The sequence below is a fragment of the Enterobacter chengduensis genome (assembly GCF_001984825.2).
Classification (GTDB): Bacteria; Pseudomonadota; Gammaproteobacteria; order Enterobacterales; family Enterobacteriaceae; genus Enterobacter; species Enterobacter chengduensis.
Genome location: NZ_CP043318.1, coordinates 3,550,811 through 3,563,143, shown reverse-complemented (window position 1 = coordinate 3,563,143; position 12,333 = coordinate 3,550,811). Strand labels below are relative to the sequence as shown.

Genomic DNA, 12,333 nt, shown 5'->3' with positions numbered 1-12,333 from the left:
GCGAAGCGCCATCCGGCAAGACCTTACAATTACTGCTGCTGCGAAGACTGGATTGCCGTCAGCGCGATGGTGTAGACGATATCGTCTACCAGTGCGCCACGAGACAGGTCGTTCACAGGTTTGCGCATGCCCTGCAGCATCGGCCCGATGGAGATCAGGTCGGCAGAACGCTGTACCGCTTTATAGGTGGTGTTACCGGTGTTCAGATCCGGGAAGATGAACACGGTAGCGCGACCCGCAACCGGCGAGTTCGGCGCTTTGGATTTCGCAACGTCAGCCATGACCGCGGCGTCGTACTGCAGCGGACCGTCGATCATCAGGTCAGGACGTTTTTCCTGCGCCAGACGGGTCGCTTCACGCACTTTCTCTACGTCGCTACCTGCACCCGAGGTGCCGGTGGAGTAGGAGAGCATCGCCACGCGCGGTTCGATACCGAAGGCAATCGCGGAGTCCGCGGACTGGATAGCGATTTCTGCCAGCTGCTCTGCGGTTGGATCCGGGTTGATCGCGCAGTCGCCGTAAACGTAAACCTGTTCAGGCAGCAGCATGAAGAACACGGAAGAAACCAGAGAGCTGCCCGGTGCGGTTTTGATCAGCTGCAGCGGTGGGCGAATGGTGTTTGCGGTGGTGTGAACCGCACCGGAAACCAGACCGTCAACTTCGTCCTGCTCCAGCATCAGCGTGCCGAGAACCACGTTGTCTTCCAGCTGCTCACGCGCAACGGCTTCGGTCATGCCTTTGCCCTTACGCAGCTCAACCAGACGGGCAACGTAGCTTTCGCGAACCACTTCAGGGTCAACGATTTCGATGCCCGCGCCCAGCTCAACGCCCTGAGAGGCCGCCACGCGGTTGATCTCGTCCGGGTTACCCAGCAGCACGCAGGTCGCGATGCCGCGCTCTGCACAGATAGCCGCCGCTTTAACGGTACGCGGTTCGTCGCCTTCTGGCAGAACAACGCGTTTGCCCGCTTTACGCGCCAGCTCGGTCAGCTGGTAACGGAAGGCTGGAGGAGACAGACGGCGGCTGCGCTCGGAGGTCGCGGTCAGGGATTCGATCCAGTCGGCGTTGATGTAGCCCGCAACGTATTCCTGCACTTTCTCGATACGCTCGTGGTCATCAACCGGCACTTCCAGGTTGAAGCTCTGCAGACTCAGGGAGGTCTGCCAGGTGTTAGTGTTCACCATGAAGACCGGCAGGCCGGTAGCGAACGCGCGTTCGCACAGCTTGCTGACGCGTGGGTCCATCTCGTAGGCACCGGTCAGCAGAATCGCACCGATTTCCACGCCGTTCATCGCGGCCAGGCAGGCTGCAACCAGCACGTCAGGACGGTCTGCGGAGGTTACCAGCAGGGAACCCGCGCGGAAGTGTTCCAGCATGTGCGGAATGCTGCGCGCGCAGAAGGTCACGGACTTCACGCGGCGGGTGTTGATGTCGCCTTCGTTAACGATGGTCGCGTTCAGGTGACGCGCCATGTCGATGGCACGGGTGGCAATCAGATCGAAGCTCCATGGCACCGCGCCCAGAACCGGCAGCGGGCTGGATTCCTGCAGCTTAGCCGGGTCAACTTTGATGACTTTCGCTTTGGAAGAGTCGTCGAAGATCTCGGACAGGTCAGGACGGGTACGGCCCTGCTCATCCACCGGTGCGTTCAGCTTGTTCACGATCACGCCGGTGATGTTGGTGTTTTTCGCGCCGCCGAAGCTGCTGCGCGTCAGTTCGATACGCTCTTTCAGTTGCTCTGGGGTGTCGGTGCCCTGAGACATCACGAAGACGATCTCTGCGTTCAGGGTTTTCGCGATTTCAAAGTTCAGAGACTGGGCAAACTGGTGCTTGCGCGTCGGGACCAGACCTTCAACCAGCACCACTTCCGCGTCCTGCGCGTTAGCGTGGTAGTTGGCGATGATCTCTTCCATCAGCACGTCTTTCTGGTTGCTGGACAGCAGAGACTCAACGTGGCTCATCTTCAGCGGTTCAGCCGCTGGCAGATTGGAGTTCTTGCGAACGATGGTGGTGGTCTGGTCTGGCGCATCGCCACCGGCACGTGGCTGGGCGATTGGCTTAAAGACGCTCAGACGAACGCCTTTGCGTTCCATAGCACGGATAACGCCAAGGCTGACGCTGGTCAGGCCGACGCTGGTTCCGGTAGGGATCAGCATAATAGTACGGGACACGGTTTATCCTCTTTCGTTACCGCCCAAAGGGGGCGGGTTACAAAACAGCACCGCCAGCATTGCTGGCGGTGTGGAATCAGGCAGTCAGGCGGTGCGCGTCTTGCGCAATGACCAGCTCTTCGTTAGTTGGAATAACGAGAGCAGGGCGGGTGCCTTCTTTGTTGATGAAGCCAGACTTGCCGAAGCGGGCAGCCAGGTTACGCTCGTGATCAACCTCGAAGCCCAGAACGCCCAGTTTGCCCAGGGACAGTTCACGAACCATTGCCGCGTTCTCACCGATACCACCGGTGAAGATAACCGCGTCCAGACGGCCTTCCATCAGCGCAGTGTAAGAGCCGATGTACTTCGCCAGACGGTGGCAGTAAACGTCCATTGCACGTTTAGCGTCAGCTTTTTCTGCGTAGTTGTCTTCAACGTAACGGCAGTCGCTGGTGACTTCGGTCAGACCCAGCAGGCCAGACTCTTTGGTCAGCATTTTGTTGATCTGGTCAACGCTCATGCCCAGGGTGTCGTGCAGGTGGAAGATGATCGCCGGGTCGATGTCGCCGGAACGGGTACCCATCACCAGACCTTCCAGCGGGGTCAGACCCATAGAGGTATCAACACATTTACCGTTGCGGATAGCGGAAACGGAACCACCGTTGCCCAGGTGGCAGGTGATGATGTTCACTTCTTCAACCGGCTTGTTCAGGACTTTTGCGGCTTCCTGCGTCACATAGAAGTGGCTGGTGCCGTGCGCGCCGTAACGACGTACGCCGTGTTCTTTATACAGGCTGTACGGCAGGGCATAGAGGTAAGACTCTTCCGGCATGGTCTGATGGAACGCGGTGTCGAATACGGCCACGTTTTTGTCTTTCAGATTCGGGAAGGATTTCAGTGCTTCAGCGATACCGATCAGGTGAGCCGGGTTGTGCAGCGGTGCGAAGGACGCAGAGTCCTTGATGCCCTGGATCACAGATTCGTCGATCACCACGGAGCTGGTGTATTTTTCGCCGCCGTGGACGATACGGTGACCAATCGCAGTCAGCTGAGCAGACAGTTCTGGTTTTTGTGCCAGAATAGTGTTAACGATAAAGTTCAGCGCTTCACTGTGAGCGGCGCCTGCACCTAAAGCCGCTTCTTGTTTGCTGCCGTCCATCTTCCACTTGATACGTGCTTCAGGCAGATGGAAACATTCGGCCAAACCAGAGAGGTATTCGTCACCGTTAAGCGCATCGATGATGGCGAATTTCAGTGAGGAGCTACCGCAGTTCAGAACCAGTACTAACTTACTCGACATGGAAGTACCTATTATTGATACGTGGCTAAAAAAACGTCAGTGAGTCTAACAGCGTAACGCAGGATGACTCAGACATTTATGATTATCATCATGCCAAACGAACATTGTGGCATGATGGAAGAAATAACTATGATTTTATGCCATTTTGCACAATTTTCAGCCAATGGCATAATGTGCAATAATTTGACGAGTTAATGATTCTCGTCTATGGCCCTATCGGGCTGGCACAGGATACCTGATACGGGGTAGGGATGACAAAATATTTTGAACGTTGTCATAGCCCGTTGTGGTTTTGCACGAAAATTTTAATTTTTATATGTGAAGTTGAGGTACAGCCATGTCGACACCTGAAAACCCGTCCGTCAATTTCTTTAGTCTGTTTCGTCGGGGACAGCATTATGCAAAGACGTGGCCAATGGAAAAGCGCCTTGCGCCGATGTTCATTGAGAATCGCACCATTCGCGCCACGCGCTATGCGATTCGCTTTATGCCGCCCGTCGCTGTCTTTACCTTGTGCTGGCAAATTGCGCTGGGTGGCCAGCTTGGCCCTGCGGTTGCGACGGCGCTTTTTGCGTTAAGCCTGCCGATGCAGGGCCTGTGGTGGCTAGGAAAACGCTCCGTCACGCCACTTCCACCTTCTATTTTACACTGGTTTTATGAAGTGCGCGGAAAACTGGAGGAGGCCGGGCAGGCGCTGGCTCCGGTTGAAGGCAAGCCCGATTACCAGGCGCTGGCGGACACGCTAAAGCGTGCTTTTAAGCAACTGGATAAAACATTCCTCGATGACTTGTGATTGATCATCGAAACGACGACGAAAAGAGGGCACAGTAACAATCAGTTACCGTGTCTTTTTTTTAAGTGCAATGCGCTACAGGAGTCGAAAGATGGAAATGACCCATGCTCAACGTCTGATTTTGTCCAACCAGTACAAGATGATGACTATGCTTGATCCCGATAACGCTGCGCGCTACAGCCGCCTGCAGACCATCGTCGAACGCGGCTTTGGTTTGCAAATGCGCGAACTGGACCGCGAGTTTGGCGAGCTGAAAGAAGAAACCTGCCGCATCGTGATCGACATTATGGAGATGTACCACGCGCTTCACGTGTCCTGGACGAATCTTAAAGACCAGCAGTCCATTGACGAGCGCCGCGTGACCTTCTTAGGCTTTGATGCGGCAACGGAAGCGCGCTATCTGAGCTATGTTCGCTTTATGGTGAATACGGAAGGGCGTTATACCCACTTTGACGCGGGCACCCATGGCTTCAACGCGCAGACCCCAATGTGGGATAAATATCAGCGTATGCTGAGCGCGTGGCACGCCTGCCCGCGTCAGTACCATTTAAGCAGCAACGAAATTCAACAAATCATTAATGCCTGACGGAGGTGCGTGTGCAGTGTAGAGGTTTTCTGTTTGATCTGGACGGTACGCTGGTGGATTCGCTGCCGGTTGTGGAGCGTTCCTGGTGCCATTGGGCTGACAGACATGGCATTGACCATCAGGACGTGCTGAATTTCATCCATGGCAAACAGGCCATTACCTCATTGCGGCACTTCTTAGCGGGGCGTTCTGAGGAAGAGATTCAGGCGGAGTTCACATACCTGGAGCAGATTGAAGCCACCGATACCGATGGCATCACCGCGCTGCCCGGCGCACGCGAGCTGCTTGAGCACCTTAATGAAGCGCAGATCCCGTGGGCTATCGTCACCTCCGGCTCTGTTCCGGTTGCGCACGCCCGTCATAAGGCGGCCGGTTTACCAACGCCCGACGTGTTCATCACCGCAGAGCGCGTCAAGCGCGGCAAGCCAGAGCCGGATGCGTTTCTGCTTGGCGCTGAACTGCTGGGCCTCGCGCCCGTAGAGTGCGTGGTGGTGGAAGATGCGGCGGCAGGCGTACTGGCCGGGCTGAACGCCGGAAGCCACGTCATTGCTGTTAACGTTCCTGCAGGGTCTCCCCGGCTGAATGAGGCAGACTTTGTGCTGGATTCCCTGACGGCGCTGGCGGTGTCAAAAGCGCCCGATGGCGTAGTAACCGTCTCGCTAAAAATGTAATCCCATGATTTAGCACCACATTGCTGGGGCTTTTTTATGGCAAAATTCCGCATCTTCCACTGACAAGGATAGGTTGTGAACGGTGAACTGATTTGGGTCCTGAGCCTGCTTTTAATCGCCATTCTTCTTTTTGCAACGGGCAAGGTACGCATGGATGCCGTCGCCTTGTTTGTCATCGTCGCGTTTGTGCTGAGCGGCACGCTGACGCTCCCGGAAGCCTTCTCCGGGTTTAGCGATCCCAACGTTATCCTGATTGCCGCCCTGTTTATTATTGGCGACGGCCTGGTGCGTACCGGCGTAGCGACCATTATGGGGTCCTGGCTGGTGAAGGTCGCGGGCAGCAGCGAAACCAAGATGCTGGTCTACCTGATGGTCACCGTTGCCGGACTGGGGGCGTTTATGAGCTCCACGGGCGTGGTCGCCATCTTTATTCCTGTGGTACTGAGCGTCTCCATGCGGATGCAGATCTCGCCGTCGCGCCTGATGATGCCCCTGAGCTTCGCCGGTTTGATCAGCGGCATGATGACGCTGGTGGCCACGCCGCCGAACCTGGTGGTGAACAGCGAGCTGCTCCGGGAAGGCTTTCAGGGCTTCAGCTTTTTCAGCGTCACCCCGCTTGGGCTGGTCATTCTGGTGATGGGCGTGGTTTACATGCTGCTGACCCGCTTTGCCCTGAAAGGTGAAAAACAGGATAAAAATAAAGAAGGCTGGAAGCGACGCACCTTCCGCGATCTGATTAAAGAGTACCGCCTTACCGGGCGCGCGCGCCGTCTGGCTATTCGTCCCGGCTCGCCGATGGTGGGGCAACGGCTCGATGACCTGAAGCTGCGCGAGCGCTACGGCGCGAACGTGATCGGCGTGGAGCGCTGGCGCCGTTTTCGCCGGGTGATCGTCAACGTCAACGGGGTGTCGGAATTCCGCGCGCGTGACGTTCTGCTGATTGATATGTCCACCGCGGACGTGGATCTGCGCGAGTTTTGCAGCGAACAGCTGCTGGAGCCGATGGTGCTGCGCGGGGAATATTTCTCCGATCGGGCGCTGGACGTGGGCATGGCCGAAGTGTCGCTGATCCCGGAGTCGGAACTGCTGGGTAAAACCGTGCGGGAGATGGGGTTCCGAACCCGCTATGGCCTGAACGTCGTGGGGCTGAAGCGCGACGGCGTGGCGATGGAAGGGGCGGTGGTGGATGAGCCGATCCTGCTGGGGGATATCTTCCTGGTGGTCGGTAACTGGAAGCTGATTAGCCAGCTCGGGCAAAAAGGGCGTGATTTTGTGGTGCTCAACATGCCGGTCGAGGAGAGCGATGCCTCTCCGGCGCACAGCCAGGCCCCGCATGCGATTTTTTGTCTGGTGCTGATGGTTGCGCTGATGCTGACCGATGAAATTCCAAACCCCATAGCCGCCATCATTGCCTGTTTGCTGATGGGGAAATTCCGCTGCATCGACGCCGAAAGCGCCTATAAAGCCATTCACTGGCCGAGCATTATTCTTATCGTCGGGATGATGCCCTTCGCCCTGGCGTTGCAAAAAACCGGCGGAGTGGATCTGATCGTTAAAGGCTTAATGGACGTGGGGGGCGGGTATGGGCCATACATGATGCTGGTCTGCCTGTTTATCATGTGCGCCACCATCGGCCTGTTTATCTCCAACACCGCGACGGCGGTGCTGATGGCGCCGATTGCGCTGGCGATGGCGAAGTCAATGGGCGTATCGCCGTACCCGTTTGCGATGATGGTGGCCATGGCGGCTTCCGCGGCATTTATGACGCCGGTTTCATCCCCGGTGAATACGCTGGTGCTGGGACCCGGGAATTACAGGTTCAGCGATTTTGTGAAGATTGGCGTGCCGTTCACCGTGCTGGTGATGGTGGTGTGCGTGGTATTGATCCCTGTCCTGTTCCCGTTTTAAGCGTGAGTGCAGAAGCGTAGGCCGGGTAAGGCGAAGCCGCCACCCGGCGAAAAATTACAACGGCGAATCCTGACTGATCTCATCCAACGATAAATGGAAGCTCGGTACAAACACCTGCATAAAGTAATCCATCTCTTCGCTGCGGCGGGATTCCAGCGTTTTTTCCAGACGCGTTTTTGCCAGTAAAAATTCGTTATTGCCCGCAGAGAGCTCTTCCAGACACTTCAGGTAGGCGCACAGCGCGTCCGCCTGTTTGACCAGCGATTTTTCCTCTTCCGTGTACTGATGCTCATCGATGAGCGGCTCGAAGATATCGCGCAGCTCTTCAGGCACCATGTCAATCAGCTTCTGCTGGGCAATCTTCTCGATGGCCTTATATTCCTGGGCAATTTGCGAGTTGAAATATTTCACCGGCGTCGGCAGGTCGCCGGTCAGCACTTCGGACGCATCGTGATACATCGCCAGCAGGGCGATGCGTTCTGCATTGACCTGACCGTTGAATTTGCGGTTTTTAATCGCCGCCAGCGCGTGGGCGACCATCGCAACCTGCAGGCTGTGCTCTGACACGTTTTCCGTGCGCACGTTTCGCATCAGCGGCCAGCGGTTGATGAGCTTCAGGCGGGAGAGGTGGGCAAAGAAATGACTCTGACTCATAGGTTACCTTTTGTCTTCACTGCGACAGGCGTTCATTGTGCGGGGAGGGGAGGGAAGATGCAAATCAGGCTACCTAAGTAGCCTGATTTTAAGATTACTGATGGTATCCAGAGAGGAAGCGCCCAAAGCGGCTGATGGCCATTTCGAGGTCATCTTCACGCGGTAGCGTCACGATACGCACGTGATCCGGCCACGGCCAGTTAAACGCCGTGCCCTGAACCAGTAGCACTTTTTCCTGCAGCAGGAAATCAAGCACCATTTTCTGATCGTCATGGATATTGAAGCGCTTTGCGTCAATTTTCGGGAACATATAGAGCGCCCCGTTCGGCTTCACGCAGGAGACACCCGGGATATCGTTGATCAGCTCCCACGCGCGGTTACGCTGTTCGTACAGGCGCCCGCCGGGAACGATAAACTCGCTGATGCTCTGGTAGCCGCCGAGCGCCGTCTGGATCGCGTGCTGGGCCGGTACGTTGGCACATAACCGCATGGAGGCCAGCATTTCCAGCCCTTCAATATAGCCTTTGGCGTGCTTTTTCGGGCCGTTGAGTACCATCCAGCCCTGACGGAAACCGGCCACGCGGTAGGTTTTAGACAGGCCGTTAAAGGTGACGGTCAGCAGATCCGGGGCCAGCGCGGCGATGGAGTGATGCTGCGCCGCGTCGTACAGGATCTTGTCGTAAATTTCGTCGGCGAAGATGATCAGGTTGTGCTGGCGGGCGATCTCAACGATCTCCATTAGCAGTTCTTTTGAGTACACCGCGCCCGTCGGGTTGTTCGGGTTAATGATCACGATGCCGCGGGTGCGGGGCGTGATTTTCGCGCGAATGTCATCGAGATCCGGGAACCAGTCAGAGGACTCGTCGCACAGGTAGTGCACGGCTTTACCGCTGGAGAGTGATACGGCGGCCGTCCACAGCGGATAGTCCGGCGCGGGTACCAGCATTTCGTCCCCGCTGTTCAGCAGCGCCTGCATCGCCTGCACGATAAGCTCGGAGACGCCGTTGCCGATATAGATATCTTCAACGGTAACATCGCGCATGCCGCGCGCCTGGTAGTGCTGCATGATGGCTTTACGCGCGGAGTAAAGCCCTTTTGAATCGCAATAGCCTTGTGCAGTAGGAAGGTTGCGGATCACATCAACCAGAATTTCATCCGGCGCTTCAAAACCAAATGGCGCAGGGTTACCAATGTTGAGTTTCAGAACCTTGTTGCCTTCTTCTTCAAGACGTTTTGCCTCTTTCAGAACCGGGCCGCGGATGTCATAACAGACGTTATCTAGCTTGCTGGATTTTTCGATAGGGGACATGAACCTTTAACCTTTTCGCTATTATTGCCACTCCCTGCCGTGGAAGTCAGCACGGAATAATGTACTCCCCCCTCGCTTCGTTTTGAAGGGTATGCAGTAGAAGATTTTGTGGTAGAGGGGATTCCCTGATAAATCTTTTTCGCTGCATGGTCGCTTTTTTACTGTCTTAAAGTTGTGCATGCAGCGCGATGTTGAGTTAAATGTGCTGTAAGTTTGTAGAAATTATGTATATTGTGCTGGTGAAAATAGGTGGTAAGCAGGACAAAGGAGGAAATCACCCTGAGTGACATTTCGTTAAACCTGAATGCTTGATGCAGGTTTCCGTAATAGCATGCTGTGGCTAAAAGTTACTCATGTGAAATTAATGTTAAGTGCCATTAATGAATGGTCTTAATCTAAATTAAAATTTATTTATTATTAACCTATAAAATGCAACTTTAGTTAATTTTAATAAAATTAGTTGAGAAGCTTAACATTCCTCTTTAATCCTCAATATTGCAATAAGACTTATAAATAAAGTGGATTTGGGTTAAGATGTCTTTCAGGAAAGCAGAGGGCAGAGGCACGTTTTTTGTATATCTGGCACTGGTTTTCCGAATTAATTGATTGTTATTGTTGGAGTTATCTCTGGCTGGAATGTGTTGAACATCTCCTGCTACGTTGACAGCGCTGCGATAAAGATGGCAGAAAAGGTGTTACACCTTTAATGTAATTTACATAAACCTGCGAACATCTAAATATCCTGAACGTTTAAGAGAATAAAAATAACGTCATGAAACGTGCTTTCTGACTGTTGATATAAAGCAGCACAATAACTATCTGTCAGGCAGTCTGCCGGGCCGGGATGCGAGGGAAAATCTTCAGAGGGAATTGCTTAACGGTATACACACAGCTTCAACCCGGGCAGCTCCGCACGAGCAACCTGAAAGTGAATAGATATGATAAATGCAAATCGTCCGATAATGAATCTCGACCTCGATCTGCTGAGAACGTTTGTTGCGGTCGCCGATCTCAACACTTTTGCAGCAGCTGCTGCCGCCGTTTGCCGAACTCAATCCGCCGTCAGCCAGCAAATGCAGCGGCTGGAGCAGTTGGTTGGTAAAGAGCTTTTTGCGCGTCATGGGCGTAATAAGCTCTTAACGGAACACGGTATTCAGCTTCTGGGTTATGCCAGGAAAATTCTTCGCTTTAATGATGAAGCATGTATGTCATTAATGTTTAGCAACCTGCAAGGGGTGCTAACGTTAGGCGCATCTGATGAGTCAGCGGATACTATATTGCCGTTTCTTCTCAATCGTATTAGTTCGGTTTATCCGAAGCTTGCGCTGGACGTTAGCGTAAAGCGTAATGCCTTTATGGTTGAGATGTTAAATGAGAACAAAGTCGATCTGGTGGTAACGACGCATCGTCCCGGGCAGTTTGATTGCCTGACGCTGCGTACATCGCCAACGCACTGGTACTGCGCAGCCGAATACGTGCTGCAAAAAGGGGAGCCGGTTCCGCTGGTCTTGCTGGATGACCCGAGCCCGTTCCGCGATATGGTGCTCACGGCGCTGAATGAGGCCAACATTCCGTGGCGTCTGGCGTATGTGGCGTCCACGCTGCCGGCGGTTCGCGCCGCCGTGAAGGCCGGTCTGGGCGTAACGGCCCGTCCGGTAGAGATGATGAGCCCCGATCTGCGCGTTCTGGGGAAATCCGATGGCCTTCCTGCGCTGCCGGATACGGAGTATCTGCTTTGCCACAATTCGTCCAGCCATAACGAATTGGCCAAAGTGGTGTTCGAGGCGATGCAAAACTACCATAACCCATGGCAGTTCGAGCAAGTTACCTCCGAAGGGGGCGATGATTCCCTGATCGTTGAGGGGGATTTTGAGTGATCGATAGCTCAAAATTCTGGTAACAAAATGTAAGTGTAAAAAAAAGCCACTCGTGTGATTTTCACCTGCAGTGGCTTTTTTTTAGCAACAATACCCGTTTTTGGCGCGAGGGTTTTCAGAGGAGTCTCTATTTATCAATGAGATAAATGCTTTTGCTTAAAACTTATCCATTTCCCGTTCTAACTTCATCCATATCTCCTTCATGTTAAAAAAACAGGAAATATGTTGCTGTTTTCCAGGCCGAATTAACAAAAGCGTGTCGCAGATCAAGAAAATACTCCCATTTGGGGGGAGGAATCGTTGGCAAATCCTGTCAAAATAGGAGGGTTATTTTTTTTACTTCCAAAACGGACACGATTCAACAAGATGCATTTGACGGAAAGTCATGTACCCACCAGGGTTAAAGGGCACCAAATGTTAATGAGAATCGCACGTTGTAATTTAATGTGAAGAAACCTTTGTTAAAGTTGACAAAAGGTTATAGAAAGGAGTAAAAAAACCCATCATTTTGCTGTCTATGTCTCATTTCTGACAGTTAGTGTAAGGTTATTTTGTTCCTCCCCATGAATCGATGTGATGCCCATCTGCCAGCAAGAGCAGTGTCGTCGGTATCACTTTTGATGAGTAAGCAATGAGTATGTCAACATCCACAGAAGTCATCGCTCATCACTGGGCATTCGCAATCTTTCTTATTGTAGCCATTGGCCTGTGCTGCCTGATGTTAGTCGGCGGCTGGTTCCTGGGCGGTCGCGCCCGTGCAAGGCACAAAAACACACCTTTCGAATCAGGTATTGATTCGGTCGGTTCCGCTCGCTTACGCCTGTCTGCCAAGTTCTATCTGGTAGCCATGTTCTTCGTCATCTTCGACGTGGAAGCGCTTTACCTTTTCGCATGGTCAACGTCCATCCGCGAAAGTGGTTGGGTGGGCTTTGTCGAGGCCGCAATTTTCATTTTAGTGTTACTGGCCGGTCTGGTTTATCTGGTGCGTATTGGCGCGCTTGACTGGACGCCTGCGCGTTCACGTCGTGAACACATCAACCCGGAAAACAGTATCTCTAATCGTCAGCAGTAACAGCGAGGCAATA

At 53.8% G+C, this 12,333-nt stretch carries 10 protein-coding genes; 6 read left to right on the top strand and 4 right to left on the bottom strand.

All coding sequences use genetic code 11. From position 1 onward, the window contains the following. Positions 1-29 precede the first annotated feature (29 nt). Positions 30-2,171 (bottom strand): phosphate acetyltransferase, encoded by a 2,142-nt coding sequence (pta, locus tag FY206_RS17205; RefSeq protein ID WP_032641973.1) that lies wholly within the window; start codon positions 2,169-2,171, stop codon positions 30-32. Between the two features lie 76 nt (positions 2,172-2,247). Beyond that, a complete protein-coding gene (gene ackA / locus FY206_RS17200; RefSeq protein ID WP_032641971.1) occupies positions 2,248-3,450 on the bottom strand; it encodes an acetate kinase in 1,203 nt (400 codons plus the stop codon). Positions 3,451-3,787: 337 nt separating this feature from the next. On the opposite strand from ackA, the gene yfbV reads away from it, so the two are divergent. The 4 genes from yfbV (at position 3,788) to FY206_RS17180 (ending at position 7,408) form a co-directional block, all read left to right on the top strand. Then, on the top strand, positions 3,788-4,243 hold the full coding sequence (yfbV, locus tag FY206_RS17195) for a terminus macrodomain insulation protein YfbV (protein ID WP_032641969.1): 456 nt from the start codon (positions 3,788-3,790) through the stop codon (positions 4,241-4,243). A gap of 91 nt (positions 4,244-4,334) precedes the next feature. Next, on the top strand, positions 4,335-4,829 hold the full coding sequence (locus tag FY206_RS17190; protein ID WP_008502874.1) for a YfbU family protein: 495 nt from the start codon (positions 4,335-4,337) through the stop codon (positions 4,827-4,829). An 11-nt stretch (positions 4,830-4,840) separates the two neighbouring features. Then, a complete protein-coding gene (locus FY206_RS17185) occupies positions 4,841-5,500 on the top strand; it encodes a sugar phosphatase (RefSeq protein ID WP_032641967.1) in 660 nt (219 codons plus the stop codon). A gap of 75 nt (positions 5,501-5,575) precedes the next feature. After that, positions 5,576-7,408 (top strand): SLC13 family permease, encoded by a 1,833-nt coding sequence (locus tag FY206_RS17180; RefSeq protein ID WP_032641965.1) that lies wholly within the window; start codon positions 5,576-5,578, stop codon positions 7,406-7,408. Positions 7,409-7,462: 54 nt separating this feature from the next. Here FY206_RS17180 and yfbR read toward each other — a convergent pair whose 3' ends face one another. After that, positions 7,463-8,062 (bottom strand): 5'-deoxynucleotidase, encoded by a 600-nt coding sequence (yfbR, locus tag FY206_RS17175; RefSeq protein WP_032641963.1) that lies wholly within the window; start codon positions 8,060-8,062, stop codon positions 7,463-7,465. Between the two features lie 94 nt (positions 8,063-8,156). Next, on the bottom strand, positions 8,157-9,371 hold the full coding sequence (gene alaA / locus FY206_RS17170) for an alanine transaminase AlaA (RefSeq protein WP_003861471.1): 1,215 nt from the start codon (positions 9,369-9,371) through the stop codon (positions 8,157-8,159). Between the two features lie 938 nt (positions 9,372-10,309). On the opposite strand from alaA, the gene lrhA reads away from it, so the two are divergent. Beyond that, positions 10,310-11,248 (top strand): transcriptional regulator LrhA, encoded by a 939-nt coding sequence (lrhA, locus tag FY206_RS17165; protein WP_032641961.1) that lies wholly within the window; start codon positions 10,310-10,312, stop codon positions 11,246-11,248. A gap of 631 nt (positions 11,249-11,879) precedes the next feature. Beyond that, positions 11,880-12,320 carry an NADH-quinone oxidoreductase subunit NuoA gene (gene nuoA, locus FY206_RS17160; protein WP_014171000.1) on the top strand — a complete coding sequence of 147 codons (441 nt, stop codon included), beginning with the start codon at positions 11,880-11,882 and terminating at the stop codon, positions 12,318-12,320. Positions 12,321-12,333: the final 13 nt, after the last annotated feature.

Bases quoted from the DNA above. Each gene is read 5' to 3' on its own strand.
- ackA (WP_032641971.1), bottom strand. From the start codon at position 3,450: ATGTCGAGTAAGTTAGTACTGGTTCTGAACTGCGGTAGCTCCTCACTG.
- yfbV (WP_032641969.1), top strand. From the start codon at position 3,788: ATGTCGACACCTGAAAACCCGTCCGTCAATTTCTTTAGTCTGTTTCGT.
- FY206_RS17190 (WP_008502874.1), top strand. From the start codon at position 4,335: ATGGAAATGACCCATGCTCAACGTCTGATTTTGTCCAACCAGTACAAG.
- yfbR (WP_032641963.1), bottom strand. From the start codon at position 8,062: ATGAGTCAGAGTCATTTCTTTGCCCACCTCTCCCGCCTGAAGCTCATC.
- alaA (WP_003861471.1), bottom strand. From the start codon at position 9,371: ATGTCCCCTATCGAAAAATCCAGCAAGCTAGATAACGTCTGTTATGAC.
- lrhA (WP_032641961.1), top strand. From the start codon at position 10,310: ATGATAAATGCAAATCGTCCGATAATGAATCTCGACCTCGATCTGCTG.
- nuoA (WP_014171000.1), top strand. From the start codon at position 11,880: ATGAGTATGTCAACATCCACAGAAGTCATCGCTCATCACTGGGCATTC.